This window comes from Sphingobacterium multivorum, from assembly GCF_039511225.1.
In the GTDB taxonomy this organism is placed as follows: domain Bacteria; phylum Bacteroidota; class Bacteroidia; order Sphingobacteriales; family Sphingobacteriaceae; genus Sphingobacterium.
Map to the genome: position 1 here is coordinate 3,166,330 of NZ_CP154261.1, position 22,594 is coordinate 3,188,923.

19 protein-coding genes and 3 tRNA genes are annotated in these 22,594 nt (G+C 39.2%); 15 read left to right on the forward strand and 7 right to left on the reverse strand.

Features of this window, described 5'->3' with window-relative positions; translation table 11 throughout:
* Positions 1-87: 87 nt before the first annotated feature.
* From AAH582_RS13185 to AAH582_RS13195, 3 genes are all read left to right on the forward strand, one after another.
* Entirely contained in the window at positions 88-330 is a 243-nt protein-coding gene (locus AAH582_RS13185; protein ID WP_046673541.1) for a hypothetical protein, read from the forward strand.
* Between the two features lie 83 nt (positions 331-413).
* On the forward strand, positions 414-1,067 hold the full coding sequence (locus tag AAH582_RS13190) for an NAD(P)H-binding protein (protein ID WP_083295848.1): 654 nt from the start codon (positions 414-416) through the stop codon (positions 1,065-1,067).
* Between the two features lie 90 nt (positions 1,068-1,157).
* Entirely contained in the window at positions 1,158-2,570 is a 1,413-nt protein-coding gene (locus tag AAH582_RS13195; protein WP_343317932.1) for an alkaline phosphatase, read from the forward strand.
* Between the two features lie 43 nt (positions 2,571-2,613).
* Here AAH582_RS13195 and AAH582_RS13200 read toward each other — a convergent pair.
* The 3 genes from AAH582_RS13200 to AAH582_RS13210 form a co-directional block, all read right to left on the reverse strand.
* Positions 2,614-2,686 (reverse strand) — tRNA-Thr (locus AAH582_RS13200).
* 33 nt (positions 2,687-2,719) lie between these two features.
* A tRNA-Thr gene (locus AAH582_RS13205) sits at positions 2,720-2,792 on the reverse strand.
* A 34-nt stretch (positions 2,793-2,826) separates the two neighbouring features.
* Positions 2,827-2,899 (reverse strand) — tRNA-Thr (locus AAH582_RS13210).
* Positions 2,900-3,170: 271 nt separating this feature from the next.
* Between AAH582_RS13210 and clpB the strand changes: the two genes are divergently transcribed.
* On the forward strand, positions 3,171-5,771 hold the full coding sequence (clpB, locus tag AAH582_RS13215; protein WP_046673544.1) for an ATP-dependent chaperone ClpB: 2,601 nt from the start codon (positions 3,171-3,173) through the stop codon (positions 5,769-5,771).
* Positions 5,772-5,834: 63 nt separating this feature from the next.
* Here the strand turns inward: clpB and AAH582_RS13220 are convergent, their stop codons facing one another.
* The gene (locus AAH582_RS13220; protein WP_046673545.1) at positions 5,835-6,329 is read right to left on the reverse strand and encodes a TlpA family protein disulfide reductase; all 495 of its coding nucleotides are present in this window, start codon (positions 6,327-6,329) and stop codon (positions 5,835-5,837) included.
* A gap of 157 nt (positions 6,330-6,486) precedes the next feature.
* Here AAH582_RS13220 and purN point away from each other — a divergent pair, with 157 nt between their 5' ends.
* On the forward strand, positions 6,487-7,059 hold the full coding sequence (gene purN / locus AAH582_RS13225) for a phosphoribosylglycinamide formyltransferase (protein WP_046673546.1): 573 nt from the start codon (positions 6,487-6,489) through the stop codon (positions 7,057-7,059).
* Between the two features lie 244 nt (positions 7,060-7,303).
* On the opposite strand, the gene AAH582_RS13230 is transcribed toward purN, so the two are convergent.
* On the reverse strand, positions 7,304-8,536 hold the full coding sequence (locus AAH582_RS13230; protein WP_343317936.1) for an MFS transporter: 1,233 nt from the start codon (positions 8,534-8,536) through the stop codon (positions 7,304-7,306).
* Between the two features lie 91 nt (positions 8,537-8,627).
* Between AAH582_RS13230 and AAH582_RS13235 the strand changes: the two genes are divergently transcribed.
* From AAH582_RS13235 to AAH582_RS13275, 9 genes are all read left to right on the forward strand, one after another.
* Complete coding sequence (locus AAH582_RS13235; protein WP_046673548.1) at positions 8,628-9,125, forward strand: PaaI family thioesterase; 498 nt, start codon at positions 8,628-8,630, stop codon at positions 9,123-9,125.
* A 40-nt stretch (positions 9,126-9,165) separates the two neighbouring features.
* A complete protein-coding gene (locus AAH582_RS13240; RefSeq protein WP_343317939.1) occupies positions 9,166-9,588 on the forward strand; it encodes a transposase in 423 nt (140 codons plus the stop codon).
* Positions 9,589-9,690: 102 nt separating this feature from the next.
* The gene (locus tag AAH582_RS13245) at positions 9,691-10,338 is read left to right on the forward strand and encodes an SCO family protein (protein ID WP_343317941.1); all 648 of its coding nucleotides are present in this window, start codon (positions 9,691-9,693) and stop codon (positions 10,336-10,338) included.
* Between the two features lies 1 nt (position 10,339).
* The gene (locus AAH582_RS13250; RefSeq protein ID WP_343317943.1) at positions 10,340-10,759 is read left to right on the forward strand and encodes a c-type cytochrome; all 420 of its coding nucleotides are present in this window, start codon (positions 10,340-10,342) and stop codon (positions 10,757-10,759) included.
* A gap of 223 nt (positions 10,760-10,982) precedes the next feature.
* Entirely contained in the window at positions 10,983-11,570 is a 588-nt protein-coding gene (locus tag AAH582_RS13255; protein ID WP_053003616.1) for a TetR/AcrR family transcriptional regulator, read from the forward strand.
* An 8-nt stretch (positions 11,571-11,578) separates the two neighbouring features.
* Complete coding sequence (locus AAH582_RS13260; protein ID WP_046673553.1) at positions 11,579-12,904, forward strand: TolC family protein; 1,326 nt, start codon at positions 11,579-11,581, stop codon at positions 12,902-12,904.
* Positions 12,905-12,930: 26 nt separating this feature from the next.
* Positions 12,931-14,088 carry an efflux RND transporter periplasmic adaptor subunit gene (locus AAH582_RS13265; RefSeq protein WP_046673554.1) on the forward strand — a complete coding sequence of 386 codons (1,158 nt, stop codon included), beginning with the start codon at positions 12,931-12,933 and terminating at the stop codon, positions 14,086-14,088.
* Positions 14,089-14,126: 38 nt separating this feature from the next.
* The gene (locus AAH582_RS13270; RefSeq protein ID WP_046673555.1) at positions 14,127-17,297 is read left to right on the forward strand and encodes an efflux RND transporter permease subunit; all 3,171 of its coding nucleotides are present in this window, start codon (positions 14,127-14,129) and stop codon (positions 17,295-17,297) included.
* A 130-nt stretch (positions 17,298-17,427) separates the two neighbouring features.
* A complete protein-coding gene (locus tag AAH582_RS13275) occupies positions 17,428-18,039 on the forward strand; it encodes an HAD family hydrolase (protein ID WP_046673556.1) in 612 nt (203 codons plus the stop codon).
* 78 nt (positions 18,040-18,117) lie between these two features.
* Here the strand turns inward: AAH582_RS13275 and AAH582_RS13280 are convergent, their stop codons facing one another.
* Both AAH582_RS13280 and AAH582_RS13285 read right to left on the reverse strand, forming a co-directional pair.
* On the reverse strand, positions 18,118-19,479 hold the full coding sequence (locus AAH582_RS13280) for a hypothetical protein (protein WP_343317948.1): 1,362 nt from the start codon (positions 19,477-19,479) through the stop codon (positions 18,118-18,120).
* Between the two features lie 14 nt (positions 19,480-19,493).
* A complete protein-coding gene (locus AAH582_RS13285; protein WP_046673558.1) occupies positions 19,494-20,099 on the reverse strand; it encodes an RNA polymerase sigma factor in 606 nt (201 codons plus the stop codon).
* A 326-nt stretch (positions 20,100-20,425) separates the two neighbouring features.
* Here AAH582_RS13285 and lysS point away from each other — a divergent pair, with 326 nt between their 5' ends.
* Positions 20,426-22,144 (forward strand): lysine--tRNA ligase, encoded by a 1,719-nt coding sequence (lysS, locus tag AAH582_RS13290; RefSeq protein ID WP_070568858.1) that lies wholly within the window; start codon positions 20,426-20,428, stop codon positions 22,142-22,144.
* Positions 22,145-22,594: the final 450 nt, after the last annotated feature.

Genomic DNA, 22,594 nt, shown 5'->3' on the forward strand with positions numbered 1-22,594 from the left:
GTCTATCACTCTTCAAGAAGTTCTCACGCTATTTGACAAATTTTAAAAATAAAAAAGTATATTCGTATAACATCAAATTTCAATATTATGGCAGATTTTTTCTACGTTGGATACGAAGGTGAAGACGAATTACTCGAACTGGTGGCAGTATCTACAATTCAATCCCTACTCTATTTCCAAGATGCCGATCAAGAGGACTTTACAACAATAAAAACCGCTATTGATCAAAATTTTATTGTCGAAGAAGATCTAATCACTGTAGCAGACACCCTCCGATTGGATCAATCTATTGTTCGCTTTACTCCTGGCAAGCCTAATTATAAAGATTAATTGCATACTCAATCATCTGGGCGATAACTCTCCGTGAAGCAATTCATTCAAGATAATTAGTAAAGAAAATAAGTAAGGAAATAATGAAGGTAGTTTTAATTGGCGGTTCTGGTGCTACAGGAAGGGCGCTCATTCAATTGATGTTGAAATCTAAGGAAGTTACGGAAATCGTTGTTCTTTTAAGACGTGTGTCGTTTGAGGAGCACATTAAATTGAAACAGGTTATCGTAGATTTTGAAAATCTAACGGATTTTGAGCGCGAGATCCAAGGCGACATCGCTATTTCCTGCCTTGGCACCACATTAAAGGATGCAGGCGGTAAAGATGCACAATGGAAAATAGATCATGATCTTAATTTGCAATTTGCGGCATTGGCCAAAAAAAATGGTTTTCCTACCTTTCTCTTATTATCGGCAGTTCTTGCGGATCCTGCATCAAAAATTTTTTATAACCGCATGAAAGGAACCCTTGAACAGGATGTTAAAGCACTAAATTTCAATCGGCTTATCATTTTCCAGCCGGGAGGATTAATTCGACCAAACACAGATCGCTTCGGTGAAAAGACAGCCATTACTGCCCTTCGTATCCTTAATACGATAGGATTATTCAAATCCTATAAGCCACTGTCTGTAGCACAAGTTGCTTCCGCAATTTTACAGGCGATCAATCACTACACAATAGGTATCCACACCGTAAACGTTAAAGATATCCAAAAATTAGCAACAGAAACCAGTTGAATCGCCTAAATAGTAATTCATAATATTGAATTAACAATAAACTAATCCTAAGGCTGTAATTTGTGTTTTTTTAAAATAACAACCATTCAAATGAAAAAACACGTTTTATTTCTATTCCTCCTCGTTTTTGCACATATTTTCCCCTCTTTTGGTCAAGAAGCAAAATACATCTTTTACTTAATTGGCGATGGCATGGGCCTCAACCAGGTTAATCTCACCGAAATCCATCAAGCTGAAGTACAGCATAAAGATAACCCAATCCCACTTGTGTTTACCCAATTTCCTCATGTTGGATTTGCCTCCACACATTCACTCTCCAACGGCGTAACGGACTCAGGCGCTGGTGGTACCGCATTAGCCGTTGGAAAAAAAACCAAAAATGGCGTTATCGGTATGGACAGTACGGGAACAGTCCCCTATAAGAGCATAGCTTATGCCGCAAAGCAAAAAGGAAAGAAAGTCGGTATTATTACTAGCGTCAGCATAGACCACGCTACCCCGGCTTCATTTTATGCGCACCAAGCAGACCGCGACATGTATTATGAAATCGGTAAAGAAATTGTCACTTCCAATTTTGATTTTTTTGGCGGGTCCAATTTCCTCAAACCCGAAACAACATTTGATCATAAAAAGGCGCCATCGCTTTTCCCCATATTAGAAAAAGCCGGCTATAACGTGCTTAAAGGAAAAGATGCTTATACACAACTACCCAATAAATCAGATAAGATCATATTGATGAATTCAGATGGCAGTCCCATAGATGCCCTTAAATATGCCATAGACCAAAAGCCGAATGATTTAAAATTGGCAGATATCACATCTGCAGCTATCACTTCACTGCATAAAAACAATACAAATGGTTTCTTTTTAATGATTGAAGGTGGAAAAATTGATTGGGCATGCCATGCAAATGATGGGGCTACGACGATCCAGGAAGTATTGGATTTCAATGCCTCCGTACAACTCGCCTATGATTTTTATAAAAAATTCCCAAATGAAACACTTATAGTCGTTACAGCGGACCATGAAACAGGAGGATTAGGTGTCGGTAATGGAAGTTCTTCGCTGAAAACAAAATTCTTGTCCCACCAAAAAACCTCGCATGCAGAACTTTCGAACGCAATTAGCAACCTTCGTAAGAATAATCCAAATGCAACATGGGACGATCTCAAGAATCTCATTGCTGCTCAAACTGGTTTATTTTCCAAAATTACAATCCATGAAACTGATAGTAGTGCTTTAGAAGCTGCCTATCAAAAAAGCTTTGTCGATCATCAAAATGAAACCGCAAAAAGCCTTTACGCAAGCGACGACAAAATAGCTGCATTGAGTATTTCAATCTTAAATCGGATGGGATCAATAAGCTGGGCCTCTAACAACCATTCGGCCGCTTATGCACCGGTATACGCCATCGGAGTTGGCTCCGAACAATTCAGTCAGAAAATGGATAACACAGATATACCAAAAAAAATTGCTAAAGCAGCAAAACTTAGTTTGGACTAAACAAAAAAAGATCCCCAAGATTTCTTGGGGATCTTTTTTTATGAGCCTCTTATCGGAATCGAACCAATGACCTACTGATTACAAGTCAGTTGCTCTACCAGCTGAGCTAAAGAGGCTTTCAAATGAATTTTAATGAGTGTCGCTCAAAGAGCCTCTTATCGGAATCGAACCAATGACCTACTGATTACAAGTCAGTTGCTCTACCAGCTGAGCTAAAGAGGCTTTTTAAAGAAGTTTAATGCATGTTGCTTAAAAGAGCCTCTTATCGGAATCGAACCAATGACCTACTGATTACAAGTCAGTTGCTCTACCAGCTGAGCTAAAGAGGCGTTACTTCTTTTCAATCTTATAACGTCTGACCGTTTTAAGATGCTGCAAATATCGAAAGCTTAAACCAAAAATGCAAGTCGATTTCAAGAATTTTCTACCCCACTTAGCCAATTATTTAAAAATCAAGCGCATTATTTTTAATAACTGAAAATTTGTCATGATTCAATAAAAATTATTGCCATTTTTTCCGAAGTGTGGCTTAAAACCCGAATGGCACTTCAATTGTTATACCCCATATGTATCAACGAAACTTTAAATAAGAGAATAAAAATGAATTTTAACAACTATACAATTAAAGCCCAAGAGGCTATACAAAAAGCTTCGGAAATTGCGGCGGGCCATCAACAACAGGCGATTGAGACAGCGCATATTTTAAAAGCTTTACTCACAGTGGATGAAAATGTTGTCAGCCACTTATTAAAAAAATTAAATGTCAACATCAGCTATCTCGGAACGGAACTAGACAAACAAATTGAAGGTTTTCCGAAGGTCAGTGGCAGCAATATTTATTTAAGTAGTGATGCCAACAATGCGCTTCAGAAAGCACAGGCCTATCTCAAAGAATTCAATGATGAATTTGTCTCGGTAGAGCACTTATTATTGGGAATTCTAGCGACTTCTGATAAGACCTCCACATTACTTAAATCACAGGGTGTTACTGAAAAAGACTTAAAAACCGCCATAAAAGAATTGCGCGGAAATAGTCGGGTAACCGATCAAAATGCGGAAGCCACTTATAATGCTTTGGGGAAATATGCCCGAAACTTAAATGAATATGCCGAATCCGGCAAATTGGATCCGGTAATTGGCCGCGATGAAGAAATTCGACGCGTCATGCAAATACTCTCTCGCCGTACCAAAAACAACCCGATTCTAGTCGGTGAACCTGGGGTTGGTAAAACGGCTATTGCAGAAGGTATTGCTTACAGAATTATAAAAGGCGACGCACCTGAAAACTTAAAATCTAAGATTGTATTTTCCTTAGATATGGGCGCTTTGGTTGCCGGAGCTAAATATAAAGGTGAATTTGAAGAACGTTTGAAAGCGGTTGTAAAAGAAGTTACCGATTCCAATGGAGACATTATACTCTTTATCGACGAAATCCATACACTGGTAGGTGCTGGAGGTGGTGAAGGCGCCATGGATGCTGCTAATATCCTCAAACCAGCTTTAGCTAGAGGTGAACTACGTGCAATTGGAGCAACGACCTTAAACGAGTACCAAAAATACTTTGAGAAAGATAAAGCATTGGAGCGTAGATTCCAGAAAGTCATGGTTGAAGAACCCGACACACAAGATGCTATTTCTATTCTCCGTGGATTAAAAGAACGCTACGAAACACACCATAAGGTACGCATTCTGGATGAATCTATCATTGCGGCAGTAGAATTGTCACAGCGCTATATCGCCGACCGCTTTCTACCAGACAAAGCGATTGATTTAATTGATGAGGCAGCATCCAAATTACGACTTGAAATGGATTCTGTGCCAGAAGCAGTCGATGAGCTTGAACGTCGTATCATGCAATTGGAAATCGAGCGTGAAGCTTTGAAACGGGAAAATGACGACAAAAAAGTCGCAGAACTATCGGAAAGTATTGCTAATCTATCTGCAGAGAGAGATACTTTAAGAGCATCATGGCAAGAAGAAAAGAGTCTTGTCGACAATGTTAATCAAGAGATCGAAAATATCGAAAATTATAAACTCGAAGCTGAGCAGGCCGAACGTTCCGGAGATTATGGAAAGGTAGCAGAGCTTCGCTACGGACGGATTAAAGAAGCGCAAGAAAAAGTTGACAAACTAAAGGCTGAACTCGCTGAAAAACAAGAAAGCAAGCGTATGCTCAAAGAAGAAGTTACTTCAGAAGACATTGCTGATGTTGTCGCAAAATGGACAGGAATACCTGTGAGCAAGATGATTCAATCTGAACGCGAAAAATTATTGAATCTGGAGGAAGAGCTTCATAAACGTGTCGCCGGTCAGGATGAAGCAATAGAAGCTATTTCCGATGCCATTCGTCGATCACGTGCTGGATTAAATGATGCGAAACGACCAATAGGATCGTTCATATTTTTGGGGACTACCGGAGTCGGAAAAACCGAACTTGCAAAAGCACTTGCCGAGTTCTTATTTGACGACGAACAATCCATGGTTCGTATTGATATGTCGGAATATCAAGAACGACACGCGGTGTCTCGTTTAATCGGAGCGCCTCCGGGATATGTCGGCTATGATGAAGGCGGACAGTTGACTGAGGCAGTTCGAAGAAGACCCTATTCTGTTGTCTTGTTAGATGAAATTGAAAAAGCTCATCCTGATGTATTCAACATCCTATTGCAGGTATTGGACGATGGACACCTTACAGACAACAAAGGCCGTACGGTAAACTTCAAGAATACCATTATCATCATGACCTCCAATACAGGGTCGACCATTATACAAGAGAATTTCAGTCATCTGACCGATGATAATAGGGATGAGATTATCGCCAAAACACGCAATGAGGTGTTCGATCTTTTGAAACAATCAATTCGTCCCGAATTTTTGAACCGTATTGATGAAGTAATTATGTTTACGCCATTAAGTAGAGACGAGATTGGAGATATTGTTCGTTTACAATTTGCGCATGTTCAGAAACAGCTGGCCGAACAAAATATATTTATTACGGCTTCTGACGAGGCTATGGATTGGTTAGCACAACTTGGTTACGATCCTATTTTTGGAGCGAGACCCTTAAAACGCGTCATTCAAAAGCGAATTCTAAATGAACTTTCAAAGGAAATTCTATCCGGAAAAGTCAATCGCGACTCGATTATTCGTCTGGATGTATTCGACGGTAAATTTGTATTCATCAATAAACAAGAACAATAAAAAAGCTAAACGTCCGATAGTATTATCGGACGTTCTTTTTTTATTGTTAAAAGCTTTAGATATTTAACCTGCAATACCTAAAGCTTTTAACAACTTGTTTACATCGTCTTCTCCGTCCAAATGCTGTACCAATACTTTGGTTTTTGCATCATAGATATAGAGCGAAGGGTAATTGCTAGGCTTAAATTTTTCGATAAATTGAGTTCCAGCATCAAACAAGAATTTGACATTTGGGGCACTTTTCAATGCCTTCGCATGCATATTAATAAATCCATCAACATAAGGCTTGTCATTCATGGAGATAAAATAGAAGGATACATTCTTGAATTTGGACAAATTGCGTGCGATACCAGCCCCCATTTTCTGACAATGGCCACAACCTGGGTCATAAAAATCCAACACAATATATCCCGATTTTGGAAGTTTGTCCGAATTAAACTTGCTGGCCTGATAGACCTCATCAAAAGTAAACGAAGGAAGCGTTTTGGGTGCCTGTGCAAAAACAGATTGACATAAGAAAAATACACTTACAAAAAATAGAGAATAAAGGAACTTCATGTTAAAGAAATTTAAAGCAACAGTGACTATTCAATTAATTTTAATCAATAATACTTAAAAATGTGCTTCAATCGTCTATTATTTTAGTTTTTTTACAAAAAATCCGTAAGTTTGGGCTAATTTTTAAATCGATCAAATCTATTAATACTTATTAATCGTGAAAAAACGAATTGCTATTTTTGCTTCAGGTTCAGGGTCCAATGCGCAAAAAATAATGGAACATTTCAAGTATTCAGATGAAGCTGAGGTGGCTTTGATTTTATCCAATAACCCTGATGCTTACGTTATTCAGCGAGCTGACAATTTTGAAATACCTGCACATATATTTGATCGTGACGAATTTTACAAAACCGACAACGTTGTCAATATTCTTAAAAACTTAAATATTGATCTGATTGTTTTGGCGGGTTTTCTTTGGCTCGTTCCAAATAACCTGCTGAAAGCATTTCCAAATCAAATTATAAATATACATCCTGCTCTCCTACCAAAATATGGTGGGAAAGGTATGTATGGTGACCATGTCCACAAAGCTGTCCTAGCAAATAAAGAAGAGGAACATGGCATTACGATCCACTTCGCAAATGAACATTTCGATGAAGGGGAAATCATATATCAAGCACGATTCAAAGTGGATCCCAACGATACTTTAGATGTTATTAAATTTAAAGGGCAGCAACTTGAACACCAATACTTCCCTAAAATAATTGAAAATCTGATCAAAAAAATGTAAAAACAATTCTATTATTTAGAATTGTTTTAAACAAATTGTAACTTTGCGTCATGAACGAAGTTATTGAATCTTTATTGGAGCTAGATGAGTCAGAAAACAAAGCCGGGTTGTTTCAGTTTCGAAATACGGCTATGAACCCTTTTTCTGACTTTTCCTGTGCCTGCTTTAAAAAATGTTGTAAAAAATACAAAGAGGGCAAACGCTGTAAAAAATGTCCAGGTCGAAAAAAATAGGCCTATATTGATTACTCCTCTAGGTAGTCCAAATCCTTATCAAAGCTTTCTTCCAACTGGGTCAACGAATAAATTGCTATACCGGAAAGAACTAAAACCATTGTAATTGCCGCTGGCACGATTCCAAATGCATTTACTAGAAGTCCATATAGTATCGTTGACGGAATAAGCGCACCCCGCACGAAATTGGGAGCCGTCGTTGCAACAGTGGCTCTAAGATTTGTACCAAATTGTTCGGCAGAAATAGTTACAAAAGTTGCCCAATATCCCACTCCCAAGCCCATGATAAAAGCGAGTACCAAAAACTTAGTACTTGTAATACCATCACTTAACAAATACCACAGTGAACTTCCAATAATAATTAACTGACAAATAAATACAACTTTTTTACGTGACTTCAACACTTGTGCAAAAATACCGGCCAGCACATCTCCGAGCGAAATTCCAATATAAGCAAACATCACTCCTTTTCCAGCACTCAGAGTATCTGAAGCCCCTAACGCCTTTCCAATTTCCGGCGCCTGCGTAACCAATACACCGACGACAAACCAAATGGGCAGACCGATACAAAGGCAATTGATATAACGTTTTAATCGATTTCGATTGGTAAAAAGCATCCGAATATCCCCTTTCACAACATTCGATTTATCTTGCTCCTTAAATAGCCCTGACTCAAAAGAACCTACTCGCAGCAATAATAATAGTATACCCATTCCACCACCAACAAAATAGGCCGTCCGCCAATCAAATTCTTCTGAAACAAAATAGGCTAATATCGCTCCTAAAACACCAACTCCTGCAACCAACATAGTCCCATAACCCCGTTTTGACTTATGCATACTTTCAGAAACTAAGGTAATTCCCGCTCCCAGCTCTCCAGCTAAACCAATACCCGCTATAAAACGAATAATGCCATACATAAGCACATCATGTACAAAACCATTTGCAATATTCGCCAAAGAATATAGAAGAATCGATCCAAAGAGCACTTTTAAACGTCCGTATTTATCACCAATAATCCCCCAGATGATTCCACCCAGTAGCAGACCACCCATTTGCATATTGAGCACAAATTCGCCTTTTACCCGCATCTCTGCAGCGGGAACACCAATATCAGTAAAAGACTGAATACGGACGATGGAGAAAATAATCAAATCGTAGATATCGACGAAATAGCCCAACGAAGCAATCATAATCAGTAACCATACTTTTTTATGGGGTTGTTTTTCTTTTATTCTTGACATTTTAGGTTGTTTGAATTGTAAAAATACCATAGTGAAGCTACAAAACCAAGATTTCAAAAAATATTCCGACACATTCTTTTATTTTTGCATTATGAGATATAGTCCACTTGCCTTAACATGGCTATTGCGTATTTACCCGCCCTTTCTATTTCAAGGAATCTGGGTAAAAAAAATTAGTCCTGGCTTCCAAGGTGCCAAAGTAAAAATATATAAGACACCATTCAATATCAATACCAACAAAACACTCTTTGGTGGAACAATCTTTTCTGCAGCAGACCCCATCTTCCCTATCCTAATCGACCAATACCTTCAAAAAATTGGCTTTAAGAAAACCGTTGCTTGGTTAAAATCATCACAGATCATTTTTAAGAAACCGGGCAAAACCAGCGTGGAGTATACTGTGGAGCTTTCCGAAGAAATTCTTGAAGAATGTGCCCATATTATTCGAACAAAAGGCAAGGTCGTAAGGGATTTTTCACTCGAAATTAAAGATAAGTCTGGCGATCTCTGTGCTACAGTGCGTTGTGAAACCTATATTCGTGACTTGAATTTTACATTCCCTTCCAGAAATCGAAATATTGAGCCATAAGAAATTAATATATTTGTCAAATTACCAAAAAACAAGAAACATGAATAAAATCGCGTTTATCGCTATCGCATCCTTGGCAATAGCAGCATGTGGAACTCAGGAAAATGGTGCAACAGGTGTAAAAGCGTTGCAAGATTCAACAATTAAGATACATGACGAGATCATGCCTCAAATCGCTCATTTCGACCGCGATGCTGTAAAGATAGATTCCATTTTGGCAAATTTAAAAAACATAAAAACAGCGAAGGCTGACTTAGATACAAGTTCCACACGAAAAGAACTGAGCATTTTGAAAGCTAATTTGGAGAGCGCCACAGACCATATGATGGACTGGATGAAAGGGTATAACCCAGATTCAACAGATGTTAAATATTTTGAAACAGAGCTGCAAAAAGTAAGTGATATGAAAAAGATATTTGACAATGTTGCTAAAGAAAGCCAAGACAAATTAAAGAATTTTTAAATCGAAAAATTCGAATAACTAAGCCCGCCAATTTTGCATCCAGCACTAAATTGTTAATCAAAAAGATGAAATCCGGCTTTGACAAACAAAACTATTAAACACATGAGATCCATAACTAAATTTTACTGCGCCACTGGTCTTTTACTCGGTTTATTTTCCTGTAAAAACAATAGCCAGCCAAGCTTACCCATCTATGGCGAAAGAGAAGCTGTAGAAAAAACAGTTGATGGAAAACAAATCGTAGATACAGTCTATCATACTATTCCACCTTTTAAACTGCTCAATCAGGATAGTACAATGATTTCAGACAAAGATTTTGAGGGTAAAGTATATATTGCCAACTTCTTCTTTACCCATTGCCCAAGTATCTGTCCGACCATGAACCGCAACTTATTAAAGATATACCAACAATACAAAGACAATGAAGACGTTCGTTTCCTGTCCCATAGTATAGACTTTAAATACGACCAGCCTTATGTATTGAAAGATTATGCCAATAAATTAGGCGTAACGAATAAGCACTGGCAATTTGTTTCGGGAACAAAAGCGGAAATCTATGGCCTTGCTAATCAATACTTGGTTTATACCGCTGAAGATAAAAACGCACCTGGAGGTTACGACCATCAGGGGTACCTTGTCTTAATAGATAAAGATAAGCGAATTCGGGGCGCCTACGACGGTACAAACGATGAGCAAGTAAAAAAACTGATGAACGACTTACCTTTACTCTTGAGCAAGGATAAAAAATAACATGCACATTCTCTTAAAAACAGGTGTAACAATTGGGGCTATTTTAGCGGTTTTGATAAGCTGTCAGCATGAAGTTGATATCAAAACTGCGCAATATGCGGTCAATGGTCAAAAGGTATACCGGACACATTGTCAAAATTGTCATGGAGAGAAAGGTGAAGGATTGGGCAATCTCTATCCGCCCCTAACCGATACCACCTTTCTGCAAACTCATCGTCAAAATCTTGCTTGCATCATCAAGCACGGAACTTCTGGGGAACTTGAAGTTGCGGGTAAAAAGTTTAATAATACCATGCCCGCTTCAAATCTTTCCGCAATTGATATCGCTTATGTATTAACCTATATCAATACCAAGATCAACAAAGGAAAAAATTTATATCCTTTGGAAGATGTTGAGAAAAGTTTAAAAGGTTGCAAATAGAAAAGCGGTGATTTAATCAAATCACCGCTTTTCTATTTGCAATCCTTCACCTCTACCTCCCCGCCACCGATCAAAAAAAATAAAAATACGAAAACAATTTCATCTCTTTTTCCTTATTGTATTATTGGTTCAAATCGTTTTATATTTATTGATTTATAACAATATTCTGACATTTTGGATCCAAATTAATCGTTAATTTTGCAACCGAATGAACGTTCGATTGATGAATTCCAATGAAAAAATTGCGGCAGTATTTGCCAGCACACTAAAACTTATACAAACAAACGGCTTCCATGGAACGCCGATGAGCAAAATCGCACAAGAGTCTGATGTAGCAATTGGGACTATCTACCATTATTTCCCGTCAAAAGACGATCTAATTTTTGGTTTGTTCAAACATTGTAGAACACTACTCAATGAGTATATTTTTGATGGTATAAAAGATGATTTCGACTATAAAGACTCATTTTTTCATATCTGGCGCAACTTTGTCAAGTTCTATTTAGAGAACGGGCACATCTTTAGTTTTTTTGAGCAGTTTTTTTCCTCCCCTTATTACGAGAAGAATAAAGCTGAGATACAAGAACCTGTGGGGGGGCAAAACAAAGTTGTCGATTTTTTACAGGAAGGCATTGATCGAAAAATTTTGAAGCAGGTAGATGTCCATCTTTTGGTGGCAAGTTACATCGGTGTGGCACTATCAACTGTTCACAGCATCAAATTTAAAGATCTCAAGTTTTCCGAACAAAATGTGGAGGACTTAATGGGGATTATTTGGGATGGGGCTATTAATAGAGAAAAAAATAATTAATTACATATATGAAGTTTAATAAAATCGTTTATTCCTTAGCGGCCCTGTCGCTTCTGAGTAATACAGGATTTGCACAACAGCAATCTGAAAACTTGCCGGCAAATGCAACACTTCAGCAGCTGATTGATTACGCCCTACGTAATCAAATCGCTGTAAAACAAGCTCAATTGGACGAGACCATCGGTGAAAAGGATATTGACATCTCACTTTCAGGTTGGTATCCACAATTGGGTCTAAAAGGAAGTTATAATTATAATGTCATTGTTCCACTAGCAAATATTGGCGGAAATAATATCAAAATGGGGCAGAACAATGCAAGTGCATTAACGCTTCAAGCAGATCAACAAATCCTAAATCCAGAGCTAATGCAGGCGAAGAAAGCGGCAGAATTAGTACGTCTTGGCAATAAACAAAATACGGAGAACAAAAAGATCACCGCTGTTGTAGAGGTCAGCAAAGCTTATTATGATATCCTAACTTCGGAAGAACAGATCAAGATTGTACGAGAAAATATCGCTCGCCTCCAAAAACAATTGAAAGATGCAAAGTCTCAATACGATGTGGGCTTAGTCGATAAGACCGACTATAAGCGAGCACAAATTGCTTTGGCAAATTCGAATGCAGACGAGAAAAGAACGGTTGAGCTTCGCAAATATAAATACGAATACCTCAAACAACTGCTAGCTTTGGATAAAAGCAAAAATTTGACGCTATCCTTTGACAATAGCAATATGGAATCAGAAATTTTGTTAGACACAACTGCTGGAATAAATGTCTCTAATCGAATTGAATTCCAACAATTGGAAACATCCAAAAAAATCCAACAGTTGAGCACGCAATACTATAAATGGACATATTTGCCAAGTGTAAGTGCTTTCTACAATTACGCTTTCAACTATCGAAATGATAAATTCAGTAAACTTTACTCCGATAATTTCCCCGGGTCAGTTGCCGGCCTAAATGTTTCTTTTTCAATTTTCGACGGATTTAAACGTAAAAAACAAATCAATAAGTCCAGATTGCAGGAAGAAAGAATTGACTGGGACATCAAAAATTTAGAAAATAGCATTAACACAGAGTATTCGCTGGCAAGAGCAACCTATAATGCTAACTTAAATGATTGGAAAACAGCTAAAGAAAATGTGGAACTCTCCAAAGAAGTATACGAGACCATCAAACTTCAATATGACGAAGGTATCAAAACTTACCTCGATCTAATGACAGCAGAAACTGATCTCAAAACAACGCAACTTAATTATTTGAACTCCCTCTATGCACTGTTATCAAGTAAATTAGATGTTCAGAAAGCAGTTGGGGCAATCCACACAAATTAATCAATAAACGGAAACTAATACAAATCATGAATAAAAGACAATTATTATTCGCTTTCTTCCTTGGGACGGCATTAGTATGGACCTCTTGTGGAAATAAGGATGCAAAAAAGCAAGGTGCAGCACAAGCTCAGGCTGAAAAAGTTGTTCCTGTCAGCTTTGGTGTAGCATCACATGAGATTGTTACAGGTACAATCAGCTATCCAGCAACAGTCAAACCGTTGAACGAAGCAGATCTATATGCGGAAGTAAGCGGCTATATCACCAAAATATATGTTTCTGACGGCGCAGTAGTTTCCGCAGGACAAGCGCTTTATGAAATTGATGGAACGCGTTACAATGCGGCTGTCCAACAAGCTAAAGCAAGCTTACAGGTAGCGCAAACGGATTTGGACCGACAAAAAAGAGATCTAGCACGCTACCAAACATTGGCCGATAAAGATGCAATTGCGAAGCAGGTATTTGACAATGCTGTATCGAATGTAGCCGCTTCTCAAGCACAGGTAGAGTCTGCTCGTGCAGCATTGGTCACCGCGAATACAAATTTATCGCGTTCGACCATTCGGGCTCCTTTTAGTGGTACCGTAGGGATATCACAGGTACGTTTGGGCGCCTTGGTCAATCCAGGTACGACCCTATTGAATACCTTGTCTTCAACTAGCCCAATTGCTGTTGAATTTCAGGTAAATGAAAAGGATATTACCAAATTTACCCAACTGCAAAGTAGCCATTCATCATCGGATCTTTCTCTTGTATTGCCAAATGGAAGTACATATGAAGGTAAAGGAACGATCACAACCATCGACCGCGCAGTTGACCCTGCAACCGGAACGATCAAAGTGCGCGCTACTTTCCCCAACAATGCCAACGAATTGCGGGCCGGGATGAATATTACGATGAATGTATCGACAACCTCAGCTACGGAAGAAGTTGTGGTTCCTTACAAAGCCGTTTTCGAGCAGCTTGGCGTATTTAACCTCTATACCGTAAATGATAGCAGTAAAGCTGAAATTCGCCAAGTAAAATTAGGTATTAAAGCCGGTGACAAAATTGTGATCAAAGAAGGTGTTAAAGACGGTGAGAAAATCGTTGTCGATGGTGCCATGAACGTCCAAAATGGAGTTAAAGTAGTTGATGCTGCTGTCGCTGCCCAACAGGCTGCAAAAGGCGCTCCTCAAGGAAAATAACACCATTAATTTTTTAAAGAGAATCTAAAAGATATAGAATGATTTCAGAAGTATTTATTAAGAGGCCAGTTACCGCAATCGTTATTTCGATATTGATTTCAATTATCGGGATCATTGCAGTATCTACATTGCCAATTAGCCAGTATCCTTCTATTGCACCTCCTACAGTAACGGTTACGGCCAATTATACGGGAGCAGATGCACAGACGGTTGAACAAACCGTGACTACTCTTATTGAGAGTCAGATCAATGGTACACCTGGCATGATTTATATGTCGTCCAATAGTACGTCAAATGGTCAAGCAACAATTACCGTGACCTTTGAAGTAGGAACAGATATTGATATAGCGACCTTAGACGTCCAAAACCGCGTAGGAATTGCTGAACCAGCCCTTCCGGAAGCGGTAAGACGTTTGGGAATTACAACCCGTAAAGCCAATAACGATATCTTGATGTTGGTTGCTTTAACTTCACCAAAAGGAACTAGAAGTGAAAATTTCTTGGCCAATTACAACAACTTATACGTTAAAGATGCACTTTTGCGTGTGAAAGGCGTCGGTGATGTAACGGCTTTCGGGCAACCATTCTCGATGCGCGTGTGGCTTGACGCAAATAAATTAGCCAACCTGAGCATGACTCCTGCTGATGTATCCACAGCAATTGCCGAACAAAACTCCCGTATACCTGGTGGTAGCGTTGGTGGACGTCCACAAGAGTCTTCGACGGTATTTGAATATCCGATCATTACCGATAGTGATCTTTCAAATCCCGAGGACTTTGAAAACATCGTTGTAAAAACCAATAAAGATGGATCTATCGTACTCTTAAAGGATGTTGCGCGTGTTGAATTGGGTCAATTTAATTATGGTACATCATCTACCGTAAATGGTATGACTTCATCTGCGATGATGATCAATCAAACCCCTGGAGGAAATGCCGTAGAATCCGCAAAAGGTATTGTCGATGCTTTGGAAAAATTAAAGAAATCTTTTCCAACGGATGTAGATTATACGATCAGTTATGAGACGGTGTCGGTTGTGAATGCCTCTATTTCTTCGGTTATCCACACCTTGGTTGAAGCATTGATTCTGGTAACGGTCGTGGTATTTTTCTTCCTTCAAAGCTGGCGAGCAACATTAATTCCCGTGCTGGCAATCCCCGTATCCATCATCGGTACTTTCATCTTCTTCCTGATGTTTGGCTTTTCGGTCAACAACCTGACCATGCTTGCCTTTGTATTGGCCATCGGTATTGTGGTGGATGATGCCATCGTTGTGGTGGAAGCTGTCCAGCACTATATTGACCATTATAAACTGGATGCAAAAGAAGCGACACGTCGTGCCATGGGCGATATCACTGCTCCGGTTATTGCAATTGCATTAATTTTGGCTGCAGTATTCGTTCCGGTTGGTTTTATCCCTGGAATGGTTGGTAAATTATATCAACAGTTTGCAATCACCATTGCAGTATCCGTTATGCTGTCTGCATTTATCGCACTTTCGTTAACCCCAGCTTTATGTTCAATTTTATTAAAGCCGACCGCAGTACATGAAGGCGCTAAAGGTTTGAATAAATTCTTCTACAAATTTAACATTTGGTTTGAAAAAGTGACCATCAGGTACTCAAACGGTGTAAAACAGGCTATCAAAAAAGCACCACTGGTATTGATCATTCTGCTATGTATTTTTATCGGAACAGGCTGGATGTTTACAACCAAACCAACTGGATTTATTCCTTCAGAGGATGGTGGTGCATTTTTCGCCGGTATTACATTGCCAGAAGGTTCTTCTTCTGCGCGTACAAATGAAGTTCTTAAAGAGATTGAAGCCGACCTACATAAGACATTTCCAGAAATCAAGTATGTTACCGCAATCTCCGGTATTAATATCCTAAACCGTGCGTTTAAATCCAATGGTGCAACAGTGTTCGTTTCGCTTAAACCTTGGGAAACCCGTACACGCACGGCAAACGATATCGCTGGTATGATTATGGGCAAATACCAAGGCTATACCAAGGCAAGGGTGTTGGCGGTAACGCCACCGGCAATTCCGGGTCTAGGTACATCTGGCGGTTTCTCTATGCAGGTACAGGATTTACAGACTGTAAATATCAAAGATTTTGAAGCAACAGTAGGTAAGTTCTTGATGGCTGCCAACCAACGTCCAGAAATTGGCATGGCCTATACCCTATTTAATACCAACTCTCCCAACTACAAATTGGAAGTTAACCGCGAACAGGCAAAACGCATGGGCGTGCCTATCTCCAGTATTTATTCGACGATATCATCCTATTTGGGTAGTAGCTATGTGAATGATTTTACAAAGTATGGTCGTAGTTACCGTGTCGTTACACAAGCTGATATCCCGTACCGTATGAATATTGAAGACATCAACAAATTGTATGTCAATAATGTGTCGGGAAACCCTGTGCCTATGGGTACGCTGGTTAAGTATGAATTGATGACTATGCCTTCGATCATCAATCACTACAATATCTTTAGAAGTGTAGAGATCAATGGTAGTTCGGCCCCTGGTTACTCATCAGGAGATGCGTTGAAAGCCTTACAAGAAGTAGCTGCACAAACATTACCAGAAGGCTTTGACTATCAGTTCTCCGGTCTGTCGCTGCAAGAGATGCAATCGGGATCAAAAACTGTTCAAATTTTTGCGCTGTGTATCCTATTTGTATTCTTGCTGTTAGCCGCATTATACGAAAGTTGGTCTGTACCATTCTCTATTTTATTATCTGTTCCTTTAGGTGTATTTGGGGCCATATTAACCCTAACATTAATCCCTACATTGGATAATAACATCTATGCGCAGATTGGTCTGGTCACCATCATTGGACTTGCTGCTAAAAATGCAATTCTAATTGTGGAGTTTGCTAAGGAACGGGTTGATATTGGGATGAACCTTTATGAGGCCACGTTGGATGCTGTAAAATTGCGTTTACGTCCAATTATTATGACTTCCTTTGCTTTCATTTTGGGGATTATTCCGTTGATGTTATCCCATGGCGCTGGTGCGATTTCTCGCCAAACAATCGGTTGGACGGTATTTGGTGGTATGACTGCAGCCACACTCCTAGCCATCTTTATCGTTCCAGTGTTATTCGTTGTGATTACACGTATGGCCTATGGTAAGAAAAAATTGGCTGAATTAGAAGCTAATTTCGATGAAGAGAAAGCGAAAAATTTAAGTTCACACTAAATATAGGCTGCCGCCGTGAAGAATTCACACGGCGCTAACAGTAAGAAGCCTTTCCTTGTAACACAGGAAGGGCTTCTTTTTTGCTCGTCCAATTATATTTTTCTATTTTTACTGCTCATTATAAAAATATATGTCACCTGAATCACAACGAAAATTTGAATTACTAAACCTTCTCGCCGAATCCTATGACGCCTTATTATTTGATGTCGATGGTACTTTGGCTGATAATATGGACGCACACAAACAATCGTATAAGGCTGCAGCTCAACAATACGGGGTCGAGTTAGACGTCAATTTGATTGATGAAACCGCCGGCTGGCCCACGGTTGCTGTCGCTGAGGAAATCAGCAAACGCTATGGGGTAGATTTCGATTATCAAGAATTTTCCACCCTCAAGTCTACCATTTTTCGAGACGAATATGTTTTCAAGACGAAACCTGTAGATTACGTTGTTGAACATCTAAAATATCAGAAAGGAAAAAAACATATCGCTGCCGTTTCAGGGGGAACCAGAACAACCTTATCCATGACATTAACCACCATTGGTGTATGGGATGATTTGGAAACACTGGTTTGTGCTGGAGATACACCTGAGGGCAAGCCATCACCACAACCTTTTCTTTTGGCAGCTGCGCAATTGAATATTTCTCCAGAAAGATGCCTAGTTTACGAAGACGGAATCCCTGGAGTTGAAGGTGCGAAAGCCGCAGGAATGGGTTGGGTTCGCGTTGATGAAATTTAATAAATCCCGATTTGCAGCCGAAAAAAAAGCCGCAGCAAACTTCAAGTTTACTGCGGCCTTTTTTTCGCATTGTGCTATTTAAAAACTAGTCATTATTTTCACTCCCCCGTTGCTATAATTCAAATCGGATGATTTCAAATTTCCGATTGGAGCTTTATAATAAGGCTCTACAGAAATCGATAATTTTCCAACTTTCTGTTTCCGACCAACTGAAAAGTTAATAAAGCCATTCACACCTTTATCATCAACATTTTTGTCTTGGGATTTTTGTCTGTACTCCGTATTATTTGTTTCATAGATCGTTGCCCGCTCCTGATCCAATACACCAACATAGGATACACCGACTGAGGTATAGAAATTCTTGCTGATCGCATACCTAACATCCAATGGGATATCAACTGTTAAGATTTTACCCGAAACCCGTTCATTACTCTTTGCATCTTTTGCATCTGCCGCCCGCATCGCAAATGAATTATTCAAATTCGATTGAGAAATATAATTTGGCGCATCTGCATTGAGGGAATTTGACCCCATCGCAGGAGTGATGGGTGAATTCCCCGAAATAGCCCCATAATGTTGAATGGAAGCTCCCGAACGAAGACTTACCTTGCTCGAAATATTATAGGCTAGCGCGACCCCACCACCGAGCGTTATACTTTCCGATGTAGAGGCTGGGGATACAAAAGCGCCCATTTCCCATTTTTTATCTTGAGGAATGTTCGTGTGTACAACACTAGTTCTTGTTCTCCCTTGTTGCGCATCATACAATTGCGCGAGTTTTGCAGCGTCACGTTGCGTTTGATTAACAGGTGGCATTAGCCCTGAATTGGTCGATGCAATAACGGTTTTATTCGTCAGCGTGTTATTTGTTGACGCGCTTGCCCGTTCCACTTCATTATCAGGTACGCCAACCTGCGCTGAAAATGAATTATTTTTCAATTGCATGGACTGCAGCCTTCCTAAATCGGCTGATACAGTGACATCCTGCCCCTGCATTAATCGCCCAGCACCTAATACCAAGTGGTGATTACCTAAACTTTCTGTCGGATGAGCCGCGGGTACAGAATAGGTGTAGGGCTTTTGCAGTGCTAATACCTCTGGACTTAAAGCCCTACCGCCCCTAATATCCGATAATGAACGCTGGATGGATTCTTTTAAATCTTTGTTGTCGCCTAACACATCTTCCTGTTCCGGCAGATGTGTTAACACTACTTCCGGTAAATCAGTCTCCACATTCGTCTTTAACCCCCAATACCCCACACCAAAACACAATAACACGGCCGCAGCAGCACTCCAGTATTTCCAATTCGAAGAACGATGTGCTGAAACGCCATAACTTGAGGCAAATTTCTCCCAGGAACCTTCTTTATAAGGTAGTTCATGGTCTTTTAATTGTCCAATGATCTCTTCTATCAATTCCTTTTTCTTATTGTCTTTCATCGTAACAATACTATTTATCTTATTTCTTGAACTACGCCTGTATAATCCAAGTATAATTTTCTAAGTTTTTGTTTCGCTCGCGTCAGATAAGTCCTTGACGTACTATCTGGTATGTTAAGCATTTGGGCTATTTCATCATGTGAATACCCCTCAATCTCATAGAGATTAAAAATAGTTTTTTGAATTTCGGGGAGCTGATCGAGCAGACGCATAATCTCATTGACCTCTAGTCGACTGTCCAATTGTACTGCCGGAGTATGCATATCCCCTTCTCCTAAATCTTCAACCGAATAAAACTGCTTTTTACTTCGTAAAAAATCAATCGAAATATTGGCAGCAATTCGTCCTATCCAGGCTCTAAACGATTTTTCGAGATTTTCATCATCAATATCCCTATTAAATGACTCCAATTTCCGAAATACCCTAACAAAGCTCTCATTCACAAGCTCTTCCGCATCCACGTCCTGTTTTACATAACGAATAATAATAGCCATGAGATAACCATAATACTTCTTATAAACGAAGGCCTTGCCATCCTCACGATCGCGTAAGCAACGTTCTAAAGCATCCTGTAAAGATGATAGCTTCTTGTTATAAAAATATGACCGAATTATACCCACTTAAACCATTTAATTATTAAGTTTCAAACTTAGACAAATTGCCTTTCATATGCAATCAATAGCACATCCTATGTAAACAATCTATCGAATCCTCCCCTTCATGATGAACGTCTTTTTTCGAGGAGATTACGAAATTAAAATTATAAAACTCAACATCAAATAGTCGAATGTCCCCTTGTAATAATATCACTATTTAACTATTTTTATCCATATAACGAAATGCCATTTCCTTTCGCTACAGCGTTTTCAAAAAAAATCCATAAAAAGAATTGAAAAAAATGGCTATTTTTGCGTGATTTTCACATTTTAAATATTATTCATACCGAATGAGTACTGTATTATCCGAACAGGAACAACTTAGAAGACAAGCGATGCAATCGTTGTTGGATATGGGAATTGATCCATTTCCAGCAAACGAATTTGTCGTCAATGCACATGCTGCTGATATTTTAGAAAATTACGATAGAGATAAATTGAATTATAAGAACATCACCATTGCGGGACGTATCATGAGTCGTCGTGTGATGGGTAGTGCTTCATTTTTTGAAATTCAAGACTCCACCGGACGTATTCAAGCTTATATAAAGCGTGACGATGTCTGTCCTGATGAGAATAAAGACCTTTACAATGTAGTTTTCAAAAAGCTATTGGATATTGGCGATATCGTTGGTATCAAAGGCTATGTCTTCACGACACAAACCGAGGCCATTGCAGTACACGTAGAAGAATTTACTGTTTTATCCAAATCACTGCGCCCCCTACCTGTTGTTAAATCGGCAGAAGGTAAAACTTTTGATGCCTTTACAGATCCAGAACAACGCTATAGAATGCGTTATGTAGATTTGATCGTAAATCCAAGTAACAAAGACATATTTATCAAACGTACGAAGCTTTTCAATGCGATGCGTCAGTTCTTTAACGACGCTGGATATATGGAAGTAGAAACACCGGTCCTGCAATCCATCCCAGGCGGTGCTGCGGCACGTCCGTTCATCACGCATCATAATGCTTTAGATATTCCATTATATCTTCGTATCGCCAACGAGCTTTATCTAAAAAGACTAATCGTTGGTGGATTTGATGGTGTATACGAGTTTTCTAAAAACTTCCGTAACGAAGGAATGGACCGCACCCACAATCCGGAATTCACCGCAATGGAAATTTATGTAGCCTATAAAGACTACAATTGGATGATGAATTTTACAGAACGTTTGTTAGAACATTGTGCGTTGGCTGTAAATGGTACGACTGAAGCAACCTTCGGTGAACATAAAATTGACTTTAGAGCACCATATAAACGGATATCGATGACAGATTCCATTAAGGAATTCACTGGATTTGATATTACTGGAAAATCTGAAGAAGAAATCCGTATCGCTGCCAAAGGAATGGGCATCGATGTAAACGAAACCATGGGTAAAGGCAAACTGATTGATGAAATTTTCGGTGCAAAATGTGAAGGAAACTATATCCAGCCTACATTCATTACGGATTATCCAAAAGAAATGTCTCCTTTAACGAAGAAACACAGAGATAATCCTGATTTAACCGAGCGTTTTGAGTTGATGGTTTGTGGAAAAGAGATTGCCAATGCTTATTCAGAACTTAATGATCCAATTGATCAACGTGAACGATTTGAAGATCAATTACGTCTTTCTGAAAAAGGTGATGATGAAGCCATGTTTATAGATCAGGATTTCCTTCGTTCATTGGAATATGGAATGCCACCGACCTCTGGACTTGGAATCGGTATGGACCGTTTAATCATGTTCTTGACCGATAATGCGTCAATCCAAGAAGTTCTTTTCTTCCCACAAATGAGACCTGAAAAAGTTGTCAAAGTAGCAGAAGTAAAAGATTATGAAGAACAAGGTATTCCTGCAGCTTGGGTTCCCGCATTACAAAAAATGGGCTTTACAACCATTGAAGCTTTAAAAGAAGCCAATCCGAACAAGGTTTTTAATGACCTTGGTGGTATGCGTAAAAAACTTAAACTGGATATCAATATGCCAACGAAAGACGAAGTATTTGCTTGGTTCAATTAAATCGGTATTTATGCTAGCTAAAAAAGCTGTCTCAAACTTAATTGAGGCAGCTTTTTTTGTTTAGGGCAAATTTGTAAAAGTATTTACAACAGTGCATACGCCCCACAAACCCGGAGATTCTTTTCTGTAGTGTCCCTCATGCAATCAGATTTTGTATAGTGCGCTCATTAGTTCCTATGTTATCAAGGGTATTACTGGGGGTTAACAGGGGGTTAACAGGGGTATAACAGGGGTAAATCCCTGCTAACCCCCTGTTACCTCCCTATAAACCGTATAATAAATCCCCATCAATTTAGAAACTGTTAAGCGGGAAGAACGATGCTGTCCAAAGTGATACAGCGAAATAGATTCGCTATGCATTGAAGCACAGGATCGCTGACAATTGTCACCAATATATGACTCCTGCCAATTGTAGACATTTATTATATTTACATATCGTTAACTAAATCA